This window comes from Nocardia sp. NPDC004068 (assembly GCF_042874315.1).
In the GTDB taxonomy this organism is placed as follows: Bacteria; Actinomycetota; Actinomycetes; order Mycobacteriales; family Mycobacteriaceae; genus Nocardia.
In genome coordinates, this window is record NZ_JBIAMW010000010.1 from 253,074 (window position 1) to 270,310 (window position 17,237).

The window sequence follows — 17,237 nt, forward strand, 5'->3', positions numbered from 1 at the left end:
AGCCCGGTTCGAGAGGAAACCTCGTGACTGACGACAGACGCCTGGCGCGCGATCCGATCGCCATCGTCGGGATGTCGGGACTACTTCCCAAGGCCCACAACCACCTCGAGTTCTGGCAGAACGTCGTCGACGGCGTGGACTGCACCGAGGAGGTGCCGGGGTCGCGCTGGAGTCTCGACGACTACTACGACCCCGACCCGCAGGCGCCGGACAAGACGTACTCGCGCCGGGGCGCGTTCCTGCCCGACGTCGAATTCGATCCGCTCGAATTCGGGCTGCCGCCCAATCAGCTCGAGGTCACCAGCACCATGCAGACCCTGAGCCTGGGTGTGGCGCGGGATCTGCTGGCCGACGCCGGCGCGCTCGACTCGTCCTGGTACGACGCGAGCCGCACCGGCGTGGTGCTGGGCACCACCGGCCCGGTGCCGCTCATGCATCCGCTGGCGGCCCGGCTGTCCACGCCGGTGCTCAAGGAGGCCGCGCGCTCGGTCGGCCTGTCCGACACCGACGCCGACGCCATCGCCGACCGGTTCGTGGCCGCGTTCGCGCCGTGGGAGGAGAACTCCTTCCCGGGCCTGCTCGCCAATGTGGTCGCGGGCCGGGTCGCCAACCGGCTCGGCCTCGGCGGGATGAACTGCACGGTCGACGCGGCCTGCGCGGCGTCGCTCGCGGCGATCCGCACGGCCATCGCCGAATTGCAGGACGGGCGCGCCGACATGATGATCACCGGCGGCGTCGACACCGAGAACACCATCTTCATCTACATGTGCTTCAGCAAGGTGGGCGCGCTGTCGCCGACCGATCGGATCAGCCCGTTCTCCGACGGCGCGAACGGCACCCTGCTGGGCGAGGGCATCACCATGCTCGCGCTGCGCCGCCTGGAAGACGCCCGCCGCGACGGCAATCGGATCTACGCGGTGATCCGCGGCCTGGGTTCCTCCAGCGACGGCCGCTCCAAGAGCATCTACGCCCCGCGCGCCGAGGGACAGCGGGTGGCGCTCGAACGCGCCTACGCCGACGCCGACTGCTCGCCCGCCGATGTGGCGCTGATCGAGGCGCACGCCACCGGCACCGCGGTCGGCGACAAGACCGAGCTGACCGCGTTGAAAGGCGTTCTCGCCGAGGCGGACCCGGAGACCCGCTTCGCCGCCCTGGGCAGCGTCAAATCCCAGATCGGGCACACCAAGGGCGCGGCCGGGACGGCGAGCGTCATGAAGTTGGCGCTGGCGCTGCACCAGAAGGTGCTGCCCGGCACCATCAATGTCGAGGCGCCCAATCCCGAATTCGATTGGGACAGCGCGCCGTTCTACGTCAACACCCGCACCCGGCCGTGGATCCGCGATCCGCGGCGGCCGGTGCGGCGCGCCGCGGCCTCGGCAATGGGCTTCGGCGGCACCAACTTCCACATCGTGCTCGAGGAGGCCGACTCCGGGCGCGAGGGGCTGCGGGTGCTGCACCGCACGCCGCGGGCGCACGTGTGGCACGCGCCGGACGTGGCGGGGCTGGTGGACGTCGTGCGCAGCACCGCGCCCGGCGACGGCGGCGACATTCCCGAGGACCACGCCCGGGTCGGATTCGTTTCGATCGACGACGAGCACGCCGCGCATCTGCGCTCGCTGGCCGTGGACGAACTCGTCCGCAATTCCGAGGCCGCGGCCTGGGACCATCCCGAGGGCGTCTACTTCCGGGCCGCGGCGCTGCCGAACCGCCGGGCGGCCGCGCTGTTCGCCGGGCAGGGCAGCCAGTACGTGGATATGGGTTCGTCCGCCGCGCTGAACAATCCGCCCGTGGCGACGGCCTTCGACGAGGCCAACGCGGCGTTCGCGGGGGCCGAGCGGCGGGTGGCGAGCGTGGTGTTCCCGCCGCCCGCCTTCACCGAGGACGAGCGGAGCGAGCAGGAGAACCTGTTGCGCCGCACCGAGTTCGCCCAGCCCGCCATCGGCGCGCTGTCCGTGGGCCAGTTCCGGGTGCTGCGCGAATTCGGTTTCCGCGCAACGGGTTACCTCGGCCACAGCTTCGGTGAGCTGACCGCGCTGTGGGCGGCCGACGCGCTGACCGACGCCGACTACTTCACCCTGGCGCGCGCCCGCGGCGCGGCCATGGCGGTCGAGGACGGCGTGGACGCGGGCACCATGCTCGCGGTCGGCGCGGACCGCGAGACGGTCACCGAACTGCTCGCCGGGGTCGAGGACGTGTGGATCTGCAACCACAACGCCCCCGATCAGGTCGTGGTCGGCGGCGGCGCGGCGGGTGTCGCGGCGGTGCGCGACCGGGCGGCCGAAAAGGGTGTTCCCACCAAGGAATTGCCGGTCTCGGGCGCGTTCCACACCCCGTACGTGGCGCACGCGGTGGACCGCTTCGCCGCGGCCGTGGGCGAGGTCGCCATCGGCGCGCCGCGCATCCCCGTGTACGCCAACTCCCTCGGCGCGAGCTACGGCGACGACGCCGCCGACAATCGCGCCACCCTGGTCGCCCAGCTCGGCAAGCCCGTCGAATTCGCGGCCGCGCTGGACGCCCTGCGCGCCGACGGCTGCACGGTCTTCGTCGAATTCGGCCCCAAGCAGGTGCTGACCTCGCTGGTGCGTCGCACCCTCGGCGACGACGTGATCGCCATCGCCACCGACTCCGGCCCGATCGGGGACGGGGATCTGGCGCTGAAGCGGGCCGCGGTGCGGCTCGCGGTGCTGGGCTTCGACGTGCGCGGCATCAACCGCTACACCGCCGAACCGCCGCGCGCCGAACCGAAATCCGGCCGCATGACGGTCACCCTGTCCGCACCCGAGTACGTGCCCGAGACCCGCCGCGCCGCCTACGCCGCCGCGCTGGCCGACGGCCACCGGATCGCCGCCACCGTTGTCGCCGAAACGCCCCCTGCCCCCGCACTTCCCGCCGAACCGACGGAGAACCCCGTGTCCGTGCCGCAGTACCGCGTCGCCTCGGCCGACGCCCTCGACAGCGCGCTCGTGCAGCATCTGCACACCCACCGCCACTACCTCGACGGCCAGCTCGATCTGGCCCGCAGCCTGGCCGACGCCCTGCACAACGGCGGGCTCGACGACCGCGCGGTGCGCGCCATCGAGGCCGTCACCGGGCACGGCGTCGCGATCAGCGACAGCCACACCCGCGCCAGCGAGGTGCTCGCCCAGCTCGCCGAGTTGGAGAGCGGCGTCGTCTCGACCCCGATGCACCGGGCCGAGCCGATCGCCGTCGAGCGGCCCGTCCGGCGGGCGCTGAGCCCGGCCGCGCCGGTCGAACCCGTTGCGCCCCAGCCGGTCTCGGTCGCCGCCCCGGCTCCGGCTCCCGTGTTCGTCCCGGAACCGGCCCCCGCGCCCGCCACGAACGGCAGCGCGCCGTCCACGAACGGCTCCGGAGCCGTCACCCGCGAGACGCTGCGCCGGGCGCTTCAGGAGGTCGTCGCCGACAAGACCGGCTACCCGGTCGAAATGGTCGATTCTTCAATGGATTTGGAGGCCGACCTCGGTGTCGACTCGATCAAGCGGGTCCAAGTGATCGGCGCGCTCCAGGAGCGCTTCCCGCACCTGCCCAGCCTGGGCCCCGAGCAGTTGGGCACGCTGCGCACCCTGGATCAGGTCGCCGATACCCTCGCCGGAGCCGAAACCGCCTCGGCCCCCGAGGTTTCCGCCGAACCCGCCGCCGACGGTGAGGCCACCGTGCCCGTCCTGCGCCGCGCGCTCCAGGAGATCGTCGCCGACAAGACCGGTTATCCGGTCGAGATGGTCGATCCTTCCATGGATCTGGAGGCCGACCTCGGTGTCGACTCGATCAAGCGGGTGCAGGTGATCGGCGCGCTCCAGGAACGGTTTCCGCACCTACCGAGCCTGGGCCCGGAGCAGCTGGGCACGCTGCGCACGCTGGATCAGGTGGCCGAGCAACTGGCCGCGACCGACGGGGGTGATGTCCACCCAAAAGGTGAGGCCGCGGCGGGAGCGCCGCGGCACACCGTCGACCTGATCGCCGTGGCGCCCGTGGACGTGGCGGTCAACCCGTATCGCGACGACGCGGTCGCGGTCGTGCTCGGACTCGGCGACGATGCCGGAACCGATTGCGACGCCATCGAAGACGGGTTGACCGCTCGCGGCTGGACGGTGCTGCGCGACGCCGACCGGCCCGCGGACGCCATCGTGGTCGTGGTCGGCGGTGTGCGGGATTGGGACCGCGCCCAGCGGGTGCTGACCGAGGCCGTGCTCACCGCGGGCCGGTCGGTGCCCCTGCTGCGCGACGCCGAGGGCCGCGCGGCCTTCCTCACGGTCACCCGCCTGGACGGGCATCTGGGCCTGCGCGGCGACGCCGATCCGGTCGCGGCGCTCGTCGGCGGCGTCGGGGGAGTGGTGAAAACCCTTGCCGCCGAACAGCCGACGCTGTTCTGCCGCGCCCTCGACATCGACCCCGCCCTCACCGGGTACGGGCTGGCCGCGGTGGTGGCGACCGAACTGGTCGACGCCGCCCGCGACACCCTCGAGATCGGCGTGGACGCCGACCGGCAGCGCCGCACTCCCGTCCCCAGCCGACATGCCGACGCCTCGGCGGTCACCTGGGTCGATCCGACCGCCGAGCCGGACCCGGCGCTGCTGACCGAGCGGGATGTCCTGCTGGTCACCGGCGGCGCGCGCGGGGTCACCGCCACCTGTGTGCGGGACCTGGCCCGGCGCAGTGCCTGCCGGTTCGTACTGCTGGGCCGCACCGAACTCACCCCGGAGCCGGAATGGGCTGTCGGACAGGCGGATTCGGATCTCAAGGCCGCCGCCGTGCGCGCCTTGGCGGGGTCGGGCGCGAAACCGCGCGATATCGACCGCGCCTGCGAACGCGTGCGGGCCGGGCGGGAGATCCGCGAGATCCTCGCCGAACTCGGGGAGCGCGCCCACTACGTCTCCGCCGACGTCACCGACGCCGAGGCGGTCCGGGCCGCGCTGGCGCCGTGGCGCGACACCCTCACCGGCATCGTGCACGGCGCGGGGGTGCTGGCCGACTCCATGCTCTCCGACAAGACCGCCGATTCGGTGGCGTGGGTGCTGCGCCCGAAGCTGGCCGGGCTCGCGGCGGCGCTCGAGGTGGTCCCCGACCCCCGGCATCTGGTGCTGTTCACCTCGGTGGCCGGACTGTTCGGCAATGCCGGGCAGGCCGACTACGCCGCCGCCAACGAGGCGCTGTGCCGCTTCGCCGCGAACTGGCGGCACCGGCATCCGGAATGCCATGTGACGGCGGTGGATTGGGGCGCCTGGGACGGCGGCATGGTGACGCCGGAACTGCGCGGGTACTTCCGGTCGCGGGGCATCGCCCTGCTCGCACCGGAGACCGGTGCGGTCGCCTTCACCGAACAGTTCACCCCCGAGAGGGCCGCCGACACCGTGGTGTTGGTGGGTGAGGCGGTCGCGCTGTCGAGCGCCGAGACCGCCCCCGCCCCGGTGCGCGCCCGTCGCGTCATCACCGGACTGGTCGACGATCCGATCATCGCCGCGCACCGCGTCGGCGAGCACATCGTCCTGCCCGCGACGTTCGGGCTGGGCGCGATGATCAACCTCGTCGAACGGAATCTGCCCGGCGCGGCGGTGATCGAGGCGCGCGATTTCGAGGTGCTCAAGGGCGTGGTGTTCGATCACCCGATCGAGGAGTTCGAGTTAGCCCTCGAACTGGTCGACGCCACCACCGTCTCGGTGACCCTGAAAGCCTCGGGCGCCATCCGATTCCGCGCCACCCTGCGCCGCGGCGCCCCGGCCGCGGACCAGCCGCGGATCACCGTGCCCGCGGGCCCCGGCGAATCGGCCGCCGGCCTCTACCGCGACGCCGTCCAGTTCCACGCGCCCGCCCTCCAGGGCATGCGAATGGTCCGGTCGGCCACGGACGAGGCGCTGGTCATCGAGTGCGCGCTGCCCCCCGCCCGGGTCGGCGAGGGCGCGTACGCGGGTCGCCTGCACGATCCGGTGCTCGCCGACCTGATCCTGCAATGCCCGCCCGTGCTCGGCCACCGCCTGCTCGGCGCGGCCTGCCTGCCCCTCGGGGTCGGCCGGATCGACTACCACCGGCCACTCCCGCCCGAACCGTTCCTGGTCACCGTCGACAACCCACGCACGACCCGCTTCGACGCCCGCATCGACGCGACCGCGACCGACCTGAACGGCAATGTCCTACAACGTTTCTCGGACGTCACCGTGGTGACGACCCCGGACCTGACGGAGAAGTTCCGAACCTCGGTGAGGCGGTGGACCGCATGACGGTACTCGAATTCGACGGGGTCGCCTTCGACCCCCTGGGCGGCCCACCCCCGGCCCCGCCCACCCCGACGCCCGACCCGGTGACCGCCCCCGCGGCGCCCGCCCCGACCGGCCACAACCCCGTGGCCCGCATCCGGGCGAGCGTCCTGGCGGCCCACCGCGCCGCCCTGGACGCCCAAGTCGCGGTCCAGCGCGCGCTCTGGTTGAGCGCCACCGCCCCGGAGAACGCCGACGAGTCGGCCCCGGCCGTTGGAAATCCCTCCCCGGTCGGGTCCGACCGGTCGGGAGCCACGTCGTCGGCCGCGAATGATTTGGCGACAGGGCTTCTCGCGCGGGGCTCGCTCTCCCCGGCCAGGCCGGTGGTGGCTGCGGCGGAGGCGGCGTTCAAGCCTCCGGTGCGGAGTTCGCGGGACCGGCTCGACCAAGCTGCTCTGCGGCTGCTTGCCGAGGGTGCCGTGGCCGAGGTGTTCGGTCCCGCGTACTCGCGGGCCGGTGCGGATGCCGTTGCGCGCCTGGCCGATTCGGCGGCGCTGGTTCTCACCGGAGTGGACGCGATCGAGTTGCGGGGCGGGAACGGCAAGGGGCGCGTGGTCGCCTCCTACGTCGGAGACGTCCGCGCGGCCGTGGTGCAGGCTGCGGAGGTGTTCGCCCTCTTCGCGGGGCTGCATCTGTTGCTGCCCGGGTCCACGCTGACCTCGGTGATTGAAGGATCAGGCGAAAACAGCTCGGGCACAGTCGATCTCGTTGTGGACGACATCGACCTGATCCCGCGGCCGCATCTGACCGCGTCGGCGGGGGCGATCCGGGTGACCGTGACCGCGACCGAACCCGCGGGTGCGGCGGTCGGTCCCGGGCACGCCGCGGGCGGTCTGCTGCTCAGCGAGTTCCACATGAACCACCTCGCCCGCGGCGATCAGGCCATCGCGATGGGACCGGAGTTCGCGCCCTACACCGGGGTGCGCGCCACGCGACTGCCCAAGGGCGGGCTCTTGCTGGTGGACCGAGTGCTCACCTTCGACGGGGAACGTGGTCGGCTCGACGGGGCCTCGTACACAACGGAATACGACTCCCCGGCCGACTCCTGGTACTACGCCGACACCGCCAACGAATCCATGCCGCACTTCGTGTACATGGAGACCTCCCTCCAGGCGGCGCTGCTCATGGGCTACTACGCCGGGCCGACCCTCACCCAGCCCGGCACCACCCTGAGCCTGCGCAACCTCGGCGGCACCGCGACCGTGCTACGGCGAATCGACCTGCGGGACAAGACGATCCACCAGTCCTCGCGGCTGCTGTCGACCACCATCCTGCCCGGCTCGTCATTGCAGACCTTCGACTACACCCTCAGCGTGGACGGCGAACCGTTCTACACCGGCGAGACCATGTTCGGCTACTTCAGCGACGAGGCGCTCGCCAACCAGACGGGTCTGGACGCCGGTCGGCACGTCCCGTCCTGGCTGTCGGAGAATCCCGGCACCCCGGTCCGCACCATCGACGTGGCCGCCCGCCGCGCCGATCCCGCCGCCCCGCTGGCCGCCCGGCACACCCTCGCGCTGATCGACCGGGTGAGCGTGGTCGACGGCGGCGGGAAATACGGTGCAGGATACCTGCATTCGCTGCGCGAGATCGATGCCACCGACTGGTACTTCGACCGGCACTTCCACCTCGATCCGGTCATCCCGGGTTCGCTGGGCGTGGAATCGGTGCTGCACGCCGTGCAGGAGTGGCTGCTCGATCAGGGCTTCGCGGCGGCGATGGCCGATCCGGTGTTCCGGATCCCCACCGATATCGCCTTCTCCTGGCGGTATCGCGGTCAGTTCCTGCCCAGCGACGGCACCGTCGAACTCGAGGCCCATATCAAGGAGGTCCGCCGCGAGGACGGCCGCGTCGTCGCGATCGTGGACGGCTCGCTGTGGAAGCCGGGCCTGCGCATCTACGAACTGATCGACCTCGCCGTGGAACTCGCCGACCGGAAGGTGCTGCCGTGACCGCCGATATCGCCGAGGTGCTGCTGGACGTGCGGCGGCCCTGCTGGATCGTCCGGCGGGACGGCCGGGTGCTGGCCACCTCCGATCGCGCCGAGGCCGCCCGCGCGGAGGTCCTCACCGCTGTCGCGCCGCTACCGCCGGAACAGTTGGGCGACAGCCGTTTCCGCGCCGACCACGGGGTGCGCGCGGCCTACGCCGCGGGCGCCATGGCCAACGGGATCGCCTCGCCCGCACTGGTTTCCGCCATGGCGAGCGCCGGATACCTCGCCTCCTACGGCGCGGCCGGGGTGACCCCGCGGGTGATCGACGCGGCCTTGGCCGAACTGAGCGGCACCCTGGGCGATAAACCCTTCGCCTGCAACCTGATTCACAGCCCGTCCGAACCCGCCCTGGAGCGCGCCATCATCGACGCCTGCCTGCGGCACGGCGTGCGCTGCGTGGAGGCGTCGGCGTTCATGAACCTCACCGCCGAGGTCGTGCGCTACCGCGCGCTGGGCCTGGTCGCGGACCGGCAGGGCCGCGTCGAACGCCGTCACCGGCTGATCGCCAAGGTGTCGCGCACGGAGGTGGCCGAGCGCTTCCTCCGACCCGCCCCCGAGAAGCTGTTGCGCGAGTTGGTGACCGACGGCCGCCTCACCGCCGAACAGGCCGCCCTCGCGGCTCGGGTGCCGATGGCCGACGACATCACCGCCGAGGCCGACTCCGGCGGCCACACCGACCGTCGCCCGCTCGTGGTGCTGCTGCCGCAGATCGTCGCCGCCCGCGACCGCATCGCGCGCGAACTCCCCGCCGCGGCCGACGTCCGGATCGGCGCCGCGGGCGGCATCGGCACCCCCGACGCCGCCGCCGCGGCCTTCGCCCTCGGCGCGGCCTACGTGGTGACCGGTTCGGTGAACCAGTCCACCCGCGAGGCCGCCCAATGCGACCACACCAAAAAGCTCTTGGCCACAGCCGATTTCGCCGACTGCACCATGGCCCCCTCCTCGGACATGTTCGAACTCGGCGTCCAGGTGCAGGTCCTCCGCCGAGGCACCATGTTCGCCACCCGAGCCCAACGCCTCTACGACCTCTACCGCGCCTACGACGGCCTCGACGCCATCCCCCCCGACCAACGCGCCGACCTCGAACGAACAATCTTCGCCCGCCCCCTCGACCAGGTCTGGGACGACTGCGTAGCGTTCTTCACCGAACGCGACCCCGCCCAGGTAACCGGCGCCGAACAAAGCCCGAAACACAAAATGGCCCTGGTCTTCCGCTGGTACCTCGGCCTGTCCTCGGGTTGGAGCATTCGCGGCGAGGCCACCCGCACCGCCGACTACCAGATCTGGTGCGGCCCGGCCATGGGCGGCTTCAACGACTGGGTAGCGGGCACCTACCTCGCCGTTCCGGAGAACCGCACGGTCGCCGATATCGCCGACCAGATCATGTACGGGGCGGCATATCTCACCCGGGTGGCCCAGCTCCGCACGGCCGGGTTGCGCCTGCCCGCCGCGACCGCCCGCTACGTGCCGCGACCGCTCGTCGGCTGATCGAATCCTAGGCGGTCAGATCCCGCCTGACGAACGCCAACAGGCGGCGGTGGGCGGGATCGTCTGCCGGACAGGGCCGTTCGTGGCCGAACATGCCCGGACGACGGAACGCGTCGAAATCCGTCGCGCGCATATCGGTCAGCAGGGCGGCGCACTGCGCGTCGTCCACCCGACCGTCCTGCCCGGTCACTAGCGCGAGATCCGTTGCGTGCACGAGGATTTCGGTGAGGTGGACCAGCGCCGCCGCCGCGACGGGCAGCGTGCCGAAGCCCAGCCGGACCGACGCCGTAGCCGGTTGATGCCACGCCGCTCGATCCAGCTCGGCGGTCGCGGCGAAGGCGACCCGGTGATCCGCGCCGAGCCAGTCGTCGTGCATGTCCCCAGAACTGAGAGCGTAACCGCCCTCGACGTTCCGCCCGACGCTCGTGAGCATCGCCGCCGGGTAGCGAATCACTTCGGCTACGCTCGGGCCCCATGGCTGTCTACCTGGTGACCGGCGCCGCAGGATTCATCGGTGCGAATTACCTGCACCTGCTCGCGGATTGGGAGCCCGACGCGCAGATCGTCGCGGTCGACTACATCGGTTTCGCGGGCAACGAAGCCAATCTGGATCCCGTGCGCGACCGCATCGCCTTCGAAAAGGCCGATATCGCCGATTTCGACGCGATGGCCGCGATCTACCGCCGTTACGGGCCGGACTACGTGGTGAACTTCGCGGCGGAGTCGCACAACGATCGGGCGATTGTGAGCCCCGGCGCGTTCATGCGATCCAACGCGATGGGTGCGCAGGTGATGGCCGAATGCAGTCGGTTGATGCCGGTCACGGCGCATGTGCACGTGTCGACGATCGAGGTGTACGGGGAGCTGGCGCAGGGTGCGCAGTGGTTCCACGAGGGTTCGCCATTGAACGCGAAGACACCGTATTCGGCCGCCAAGGCGGCGGGCGATCAGATGGTGCGTGCGTACATGCAGACCTATCCGGAGCTGTCGATCCGAATGACGCACTGCGCCAACAACTATGGGCCATATCAGATGCCGGAGAAGCTGATTCCGATGGCGGTGACCAACCTACTGCGCGGCCGGAAGGTGCCGATCTACGGCGACGGCTCGCAGTCCCGGGATTGGCTGCATGTGGCCGACCATTGCGCCGCGATCCACCGGGTCCTCCACACGCACCTCGATCCGATTCCGGCTGCGGCGGCCACTGATCCGGCCTTGCTGCCGATCTTCGATGTCTCCGGGCGGTGCGAGGTCACCAATATGGAGGTGGCGCGGCGGGTTATCGCCGAGCTGGAGCTGGATCCGGGCGAGTGGATCGAACACATTCCCGACCGCCCGAACCATGATCGCCGGTATCTGATCGACCCGCGCAAGATCGAATCGACGCTGGGCTGGCGACCCGAGCACGATTTCGAGTCGAGTATCGGTGAGGTCGTGCGCTGGTACCGCGACAACCGAGGTTGGTGGGAGAAGGTCTTGGCGGAGAAGGGCGAACTCGGCTTCGACTGGACAGACGCCGGCGTCGTCGAGCGATAGGAGCCCGAGCGGGGGTCACCCCAGGGCGGCAGTTTGGACGACCTCGATCACGCGGTCGACCGAGGGCTACACGGAATCGACGAGGCCGCCGACCTTGCCCACCTACCCACCGTCCATCTCGCCTACCACCATGCAGCTCTCACCCTTCTGGGGAATACGACTGTGGCACAAAGACTTTCAGGAACAACAACTGCTCCGGCGGGAACGAGACTACGAAATCGACCACGGAGATCCGGGCTCGAGCCCCATCGGAGAGGCTTGATGAAAACGGATCATCGGCGCGGTGGCGGCAGTAGGTCAGCAGGTGCCGAATTGCTGCGGCCGAGCTGACCGTCCTGACTCGAAGCTCGCGGCCACCGTCCGTCAGTGACCCGCTCGAATCATCGAAGTAGGTGTCCTCGTACGTTGCCTTCTCGACCGCCGCTCGACTCTGTAGGTCGGCACGGACGGGCCGCTGGCTCCGAAAGTCGAGCTTTGTATTCGGCTTCGATCATCGTGGTTTCCTCGCTCCGCAACGCGGCCAGCCGCTTGCTTGGGCATGAACGCGGCACTATCTGCCTACAGTGCGGGGCTGCCCGTGCTCGAGGTACATGACAGCGTTCGAAGCGTACGCGCGGTAGCCGTAGGTCAGGCGTCGCGCGAGGCGCTGGATCACATACTCTGACAGATTGTTTATGTTGACCCATTCGGTCTGGTCTATTTCGATTCCATCGACCTGAATCCTGTCCTCGTCATCGCCCAGCGGCCCGCAATCGAAGAGATACAGTATTTTGTCCCCTTCGGTATCGCTCGGCGCCCAGTCGTGAACCAGCAGCCGCTTGACGGACCTTTTCAGACCCAATTCTTCGCGCAGTTCACGTTCGCAAGCTGATGCCGGGGACTCTCCTCGGTCGACGTAGCCGCCGGGGATATCCCATCGATCGCCATAGGTTTTACGTACCAGCAATATGTCCTCGCCCTTGACAAACAGTGCCCCGGATGCCAGTCGAGGAGTTGCGAAATTTGCCGCCGGATCGGTCATCGGGTCGACTCGACTACGTTCAAGCGATGCGCCTTTCTGTACGGCACCTATTCGGCTACTCCGAGATACCGCTCGACCGATGCGACTTTGCTCGTCATCGCATCGGTGACACCGGGCCGAATATCTCCTTTGAGCACAATGCTGCACCGGGGCGCGACAGCCATGACCGCATCGATCGCTTCCTTGATCACGGCCATGACCTCATCCCACTCGCCTTCGATGGTCGTGAACAGAGCGTTCGTTTCGTTCGGCAACCCGCTCGCGCGGATGACCCTGACGGCTTCGGCCACACCTTCACCGACACTTTCCCCTGTTCCCATCGGCGTAACCGAGAAGGCGATGATCATGAGCAGCTCCTGACTGATCGGTTGCGGACTTACGATCCCGCGTCGAAGGTCCTGTGCGGCAGTGACTTCCGCCAACGGATCGTCGTTGCGGTGTCGGGCACAAGCTTCGGCAGCCAACGATCCAAGTCTACTTGCGAGCGACGCTCCGTAGCCGTCTTCGACCGATCAGGAACGCATGGGTTGCCCGGGTGGCCGTTCGAACCGATCGCGGGGAGAAATCACACACAAGTCAAGGAGAACTGGTCGGCGCGAATCCCGGCGATAAACGCCGTCCATTCCTCTTCGGTATAGACGAGCGTCGTTCCGGCTGAATCCGTGAGAGTTGTCGTTCCGTTGGTGGCGTCATAGTTGACGCCAGGAATCCCGCGCGGCCTATCTTGTTTTCCGCCATCAGTGATGGTCGACATGAATTCGGACCACAGCGTGACAGGAACAAAAATTATCGGTTGGGAAGTGGGATCTCCAGTGAATTTGCTGTCCCGGATCAGCACCGAGTCATTCTGGACCAGTACTTCGACACAAGCGTTTCCGTGGTCGGAAAATGTGGACTTGGTCCAAGTAGAGTCATTGAGTTTTCGATTGTTACTCACGAACTTTTTCCTTGATCAGTGACAGCGAATCGGCGGCGCTCAGAGTCTGAGTCATGGCCTGCGCATAGGCGTAGGCCAGGCTGCTCACCTCGGTGGGGTCTTCCACAACGCCAGCCCGCGTGGGCGTTTCGGACCAGCCCAGCGTGGGGAGCTTCGTGCTGCTGAAGTCGAGTAGATGAAAGGTCGAGCCGCCGAGCGCGGTGCCCTCGGCGGCTGTGAACGGGATGATGCGGTACTCGATTGTTTCCGGGTGCTGCTCGGCGAGTCGGATCAGATGCAGCAGTTGCTCGCGGAGTACATCCGGCCCGCCGGTCTGCTGTATCAGCGCGGCCTCCGAAACCATTGCCGTCAGGTGCAGTGGATCGTCGTCGGTCAGTCGGCTCTGGCGTTGCATCCGTACTGCGAGATGCTGTTCGACCTCGAACGGCCTGATCATCGTGTTCGCGGCGATGATGGTGCGGGCGTAGCCCTCGCACTGGAGCAGTCCGGGGATCAACAAACTGTTGTAGCAGCGAATGCTCCGAGCGCCGTGCTCCAGGCCGTAAAGCTGTTGCATCTCGGGCCGGATCAGCGCCGGATGCTTCATCCACCAGCCGCGTTCCTTGGTGGCGATTTCGCGAAGCTGGACCAACTCGTCCTGCTCATCAGCATCACACCCGTAAGCCGCCGCCAATGCTCGAAGCTTGTCGACCGTCAGCATGCGGGTTCCGCTGAACACCTGTGACCAGTACGGCCGCGAGATGCCCACGGCGTCCATCACTTCGGCGTCACCCAACTGCGAGTCTTTCCGCAACTGAGCGATCCGGAGCCTGAGTTCCCACCTCGCGACGGCGGGTGACGGGGTCGCCATAGCTGAATCCTCCCTCATGCATCGCGCGCCGCTCTCAGCAGTCCAGCACAGGCGGCCGAGAACGATGCTTCGTACGTTGCTGCAATCGATGCAGCACTTGACGCTGCAAATGTTGCAGCATTAGTCTACCTGTGGCGGTCATCACGATAGCCCGGCGCACACGGCGAGCAGTCCCACCGTTCCCGTGCAGCGCTGCTCAGGCGAGCCATCACGGCCCAGCGAGGGGTGTTTGCCATGCAACTCGATTCGAAAGTGACTCGGCGCCATGTCCGCAGCGTCGGCCAGGACAGATGGGTGGTGAGCTTCCTCCCAGGCCGGACGCTGTCGCTGGAGCAGGCTAGAGCCGCCTTGCGGGTCGCCGACGACCTCGACGAACTGCGCGAGGCTGCCGCCGTATTGGGCTTGACCCTGCTCGAACTCGTCGGCCTGGCGACGATGGAGAGCTCCGGCGAGCGCCTGTGGTCGCTGAAGGAAGCGGCACATGACGTCGCAAGTGCGGCAGCGCAACACGGTCGCTCCGGGAGCAGGTGAACGATGGGTCTCATATCGCACGGTTCGCAGCCGCAGGTGCTGCCGTCAGCGGATGAGCTGTGTGCGGCGATCCGCGGGCACCATATCGACGCGCATCCGGTGCTCGAACTCGCAGCGGAGTTCGGAACCCTGTATCAAACGGCGCGGTCCTCCGCACTTCAATGCTGTTGCCCGAGAGTGGAATTGGTACTCGCTGTTGATACGTGGGCGGCGGGCAACCTGCCGGTGCCGTGCGGCGGTGCGCGGATGCACACCGAATCGCTCGGCGCGGTGATCGACCGGTTGGCGCGTCTGCAAGTCCACGCCTACCACCTGTTGATGACGGTGGCGGACCTCAGCACGGACCCGCAGGTGCACGCGGCCTGGTACCGGTTGGCGGAATTGGTGGAGGGCTACACGGATCTCAACACCGAACTCAGCCGCCGTTCGCTGCGGCTACCGGCGCTCGGAGACGGTGGCTGACATCGGATTCGGAGAAGTCGAACTCCGGACTTGCTGAGCACCAACGCGATTGGGCTGGCACTGAATTGAATAAGCAACCATGTGACGAAGCCAAGGAGACGAAATGCCCGCTGAAGGTTCGACATTCGCGCGACGCGCCCTCGGCCAGAAACTGCGCGCCCTGCGCGACAGAGCGGAAATAAGCCAAGCAGCCGCCGCCCGCGTCCTCGGGATCTCCCCTCAAACGATGGGCCGCTTGGAGGAAGGGTTGTCGGTCCGCTCGGTGAGCGACCTCTACATGAACACCCTGTGCAACCTCTACCGCGTGTCCGACGAGGAGCGTCGCCTGATCCTGGCCTTGGCGTGCGAAACACGCCGCACCGCCGAGCGGGGTGGCGGCTGGTGGCAGCCACTTCTCGATCGGGAAATCCCCGACTTCGACCCCTGCATCGCGCTGGAGGAGCAAGCCGTCCGCCTCACGGCGTGGGCGGTCATCCGCCTGCCTGTCCTCGTCCGCACCCCCGCCTACAGCCGCGCCGTGGCCTGGACCGACAGCCCCAATGCCCCCACCGACCAGATCGAGGGACGCGTTTACCGCGAGCTGAAACGCCAAGCCCGCCTTGACGATCCGGCCTTCACCGCCGAAATCCTCCTGTCCGAGGCCGCGCTGCGCGAGGAATGGGGCGGCCCCGCCGTGATGGCCGAACAACTCCAGCACCTGACCGAGCTCGATCACCGCCTCAACGTGTCGATCCGGGTCGTCCCCTTCACCACCCGCAACCACATCGGCGCCCTGCTCGGATCGTTCTCGCTGCTGGAGTTCCCGATGATGCCGAAATCCCGCATGACCCAACCTCCCATCGTCTACATCGAGGAACACGTCGGCGACCTCTACCTCGAACGGCCCGCCGAGATCGCCCGCTACAGATCCGGCATCACCGAACTCCGAAATTCGGCGTCGACGTAACACCCTCCGCTTGGGGTGACTATGACCGCCGCGCTGAGATACGGACGGTCTAAAACAAATTCCGCATTGCGATCGCTCCCGTTGCGGTACTCGAACCGCTGAGCACGGACACTCGAAGCCTGTCGCGCCGTTCGCGGCGCGAGCGGGGGGATAGAGGGGAGAGGCGACTCTAGCAGCTCAGCTACGCATTTGTTTCCGAGGCTCGGCCAAAGTTGTGCCGATTCTCGGTCTGGTGCCGATAGTTCAAATTCGGCTGAAGATGGAGTCCGGCACCGAGCATGCCGAATAGGTAATTCGTTGCCTCCGTACTGCCCAGGCGATGCTGAGCAAACAGGCTGCCCATTCCAATGGGCTTTTGATGGAACCGGTGCCGCCTACAATCTGGGCGAGGCCCTTGACCGGATTGTCGATTCGGTCAAGGGCGGGTTGTCTCTCCTCTTGACCTCCTTGGCAAGGTACGAAGCTCAGATCGCAGTGTCAGACCCAGACCGCGAGGCAGCGCGCAAGAAGTTCGACTCAATAATGCGTACCGTGGCCGAAGGTAGGTCTCGTGCCATTGCAAAGTTTGACTTTGGCGATGAAATACCCAATGATCGAGATTCACAGAATTTCAGCAAGTGCTTGAAGGACTGCAGGACGCTCTGCCCCCGATACATCTTTTAGAGCTTCACGGAGCAGCCTGATCTTGTTCTTGGTAACAACAATTTTCGCGGTGGCGCACGCCACAGGCGCTGCTACACCGGTCGTGCCGACGCCGAACGCTACAGCGAGGGCGTAAGGATCCATCGGGGAACAGTCTCCATTTCATGTTTCCGTTATTGATTGTTTCTTCGATCGAGGCCCTAACACACCGACGCCCCGGCTCGTCTGTAGCAGATACTATAAGGAGAAGCTACTAGGGGTGACTGCCCGCGGGCTGGTAGCCGGGATGTCGTTCGGAACGTTACCTACTTGCTATCAGTTGGGTGGTTTGCCAGCAGGCGTCGAGCAGGTCGGGGGTTAGATCCGTGGCGCTATCGTTTGTGGGCCGAATGGCGACGCCGGGCTTTATCCAGGATTTCCAGAGCTACGCCCATAATCTCCGGATCCTTCAACGCTGCCTCAAGGTCTTCGGGGCTGCTGCACGGATAGGTGACAACCGAGTTGGCTTGCCGGGTGGCGAGCCTGAGAGGATGTCGCAGTGCCGAAGCCGTATCCGAAAGAGTTC

Annotated in this window: 14 protein-coding genes; 7 read left to right on the plus strand and 7 right to left on the minus strand. The window is 67.8% G+C overall.

Annotation, left to right across the window (positions count from 1 at the left end; all coding sequences use genetic code 11):
• Positions 1-23 precede the first annotated feature (23 nt).
• Genes ACFYTQ_RS25985 through ACFYTQ_RS25995 form a run of 3 tightly spaced genes read left to right on the plus strand, consistent with a single transcriptional unit; the run spans position 24 to position 9,747 of the window.
• On the plus strand, positions 24-6,230 hold the full coding sequence (locus ACFYTQ_RS25985; RefSeq protein ID WP_387366136.1) for an SDR family NAD(P)-dependent oxidoreductase: 6,207 nt from the start codon (positions 24-26) through the stop codon (positions 6,228-6,230).
• Entirely contained in the window at positions 6,227-8,218 is a 1,992-nt protein-coding gene (locus tag ACFYTQ_RS25990; protein ID WP_387366139.1) for a beta-hydroxydecanoyl-ACP dehydratase, read from the plus strand. Before ACFYTQ_RS25985 ends, ACFYTQ_RS25990 begins: the two co-directional genes overlap by 4 nt.
• Entirely contained in the window at positions 8,215-9,747 is a 1,533-nt protein-coding gene (locus ACFYTQ_RS25995; RefSeq protein WP_387366142.1) for a PfaD family polyunsaturated fatty acid/polyketide biosynthesis protein, read from the plus strand. Before ACFYTQ_RS25990 ends, ACFYTQ_RS25995 begins: the two co-directional genes overlap by 4 nt.
• 7 nt (positions 9,748-9,754) lie before the next feature.
• On the opposite strand, the gene ACFYTQ_RS26000 is transcribed toward ACFYTQ_RS25995, so the two are convergent.
• Positions 9,755-10,201, minus strand: coding sequence for a TIGR03086 family metal-binding protein (locus ACFYTQ_RS26000; protein WP_387366144.1), 447 nt, complete (start codon positions 10,199-10,201; stop codon positions 9,755-9,757).
• 20 nt (positions 10,202-10,221) lie between these two features.
• On the opposite strand from ACFYTQ_RS26000, the gene ACFYTQ_RS26005 reads away from it, so the two are divergent.
• On the plus strand, positions 10,222-11,283 hold the full coding sequence (locus ACFYTQ_RS26005) for a dTDP-glucose 4,6-dehydratase (RefSeq protein WP_387366147.1): 1,062 nt from the start codon (positions 10,222-10,224) through the stop codon (positions 11,281-11,283).
• A gap of 550 nt (positions 11,284-11,833) precedes the next feature.
• Here ACFYTQ_RS26005 and ACFYTQ_RS26010 read toward each other — a convergent pair.
• The 4 genes from ACFYTQ_RS26010 to ACFYTQ_RS26025 form a co-directional block, all read right to left on the minus strand.
• Positions 11,834-12,304, minus strand: coding sequence for an NUDIX domain-containing protein (locus ACFYTQ_RS26010; RefSeq protein WP_387366150.1), 471 nt, complete (start codon positions 12,302-12,304; stop codon positions 11,834-11,836).
• Between the two features lie 47 nt (positions 12,305-12,351).
• Entirely contained in the window at positions 12,352-12,651 is a 300-nt protein-coding gene (locus tag ACFYTQ_RS26015) for an MTH1187 family thiamine-binding protein (RefSeq protein ID WP_387366153.1), read from the minus strand.
• A 218-nt stretch (positions 12,652-12,869) separates the two neighbouring features.
• Positions 12,870-13,241, minus strand: coding sequence for a DUF397 domain-containing protein (locus tag ACFYTQ_RS26020; protein WP_387366156.1), 372 nt, complete (start codon positions 13,239-13,241; stop codon positions 12,870-12,872).
• Entirely contained in the window at positions 13,234-14,091 is an 858-nt protein-coding gene (locus ACFYTQ_RS26025) for a helix-turn-helix domain-containing protein (protein ID WP_387366159.1), read from the minus strand. Before ACFYTQ_RS26025 ends, ACFYTQ_RS26020 begins: the two co-directional genes overlap by 8 nt.
• Before the next feature lie 234 nt (positions 14,092-14,325).
• Between ACFYTQ_RS26025 and ACFYTQ_RS26030 the strand changes: the two genes are divergently transcribed.
• From ACFYTQ_RS26030 to ACFYTQ_RS26040, 3 genes are all read left to right on the plus strand, one after another.
• The gene (locus ACFYTQ_RS26030) at positions 14,326-14,622 is read left to right on the plus strand and encodes a hypothetical protein (RefSeq protein WP_387366162.1); all 297 of its coding nucleotides are present in this window, start codon (positions 14,326-14,328) and stop codon (positions 14,620-14,622) included.
• 3 nt (positions 14,623-14,625) lie between these two features.
• Positions 14,626-15,084, plus strand: coding sequence for a DUF4254 domain-containing protein (locus ACFYTQ_RS26035; RefSeq protein ID WP_387366164.1), 459 nt, complete (start codon positions 14,626-14,628; stop codon positions 15,082-15,084).
• A gap of 103 nt (positions 15,085-15,187) precedes the next feature.
• On the plus strand, positions 15,188-16,030 hold the full coding sequence (locus tag ACFYTQ_RS26040) for a helix-turn-helix domain-containing protein (protein WP_387366167.1): 843 nt from the start codon (positions 15,188-15,190) through the stop codon (positions 16,028-16,030).
• Between the two features lie 600 nt (positions 16,031-16,630).
• On the opposite strand, the gene ACFYTQ_RS26045 is transcribed toward ACFYTQ_RS26040, so the two are convergent.
• Both ACFYTQ_RS26045 and ACFYTQ_RS26050 read right to left on the minus strand, forming a co-directional pair.
• Complete coding sequence (locus tag ACFYTQ_RS26045) at positions 16,631-16,816, minus strand: hypothetical protein (RefSeq protein ID WP_387366170.1); 186 nt, start codon at positions 16,814-16,816, stop codon at positions 16,631-16,633.
• A gap of 227 nt (positions 16,817-17,043) precedes the next feature.
• On the minus strand, positions 17,044-17,237 hold a 194-nt coding region (locus tag ACFYTQ_RS26050; RefSeq protein WP_387366173.1), incomplete at its 5' end, for a hypothetical protein.

Excerpts from the sequence above, each read along its gene's own strand:
- ACFYTQ_RS25990 (WP_387366139.1), top strand. The coding sequence starts at position 6,227 with ATGACGGTACTCGAATTCGACGGGGTCGCCTTCGACCCCCTGGGCGGC.
- ACFYTQ_RS26005 (WP_387366147.1), top strand. The coding sequence starts at position 10,222 with ATGGCTGTCTACCTGGTGACCGGCGCCGCAGGATTCATCGGTGCGAAT.
- ACFYTQ_RS26010 (WP_387366150.1), bottom strand. The coding sequence starts at position 12,304 with ATGACCGATCCGGCGGCAAATTTCGCAACTCCTCGACTGGCATCCGGG.
- ACFYTQ_RS26015 (WP_387366153.1), bottom strand. The coding sequence starts at position 12,651 with ATGATCATCGCCTTCTCGGTTACGCCGATGGGAACAGGGGAAAGTGTC.
- ACFYTQ_RS26025 (WP_387366159.1), bottom strand. The coding sequence starts at position 14,091 with ATGGCGACCCCGTCACCCGCCGTCGCGAGGTGGGAACTCAGGCTCCGG.
- ACFYTQ_RS26030 (WP_387366162.1), top strand. The coding sequence starts at position 14,326 with ATGCAACTCGATTCGAAAGTGACTCGGCGCCATGTCCGCAGCGTCGGC.
- ACFYTQ_RS26035 (WP_387366164.1), top strand. The coding sequence starts at position 14,626 with ATGGGTCTCATATCGCACGGTTCGCAGCCGCAGGTGCTGCCGTCAGCG.
- ACFYTQ_RS26040 (WP_387366167.1), top strand. The coding sequence starts at position 15,188 with ATGCCCGCTGAAGGTTCGACATTCGCGCGACGCGCCCTCGGCCAGAAA.
- ACFYTQ_RS26045 (WP_387366170.1), bottom strand. The coding sequence starts at position 16,816 with ATGGATCCTTACGCCCTCGCTGTAGCGTTCGGCGTCGGCACGACCGGT.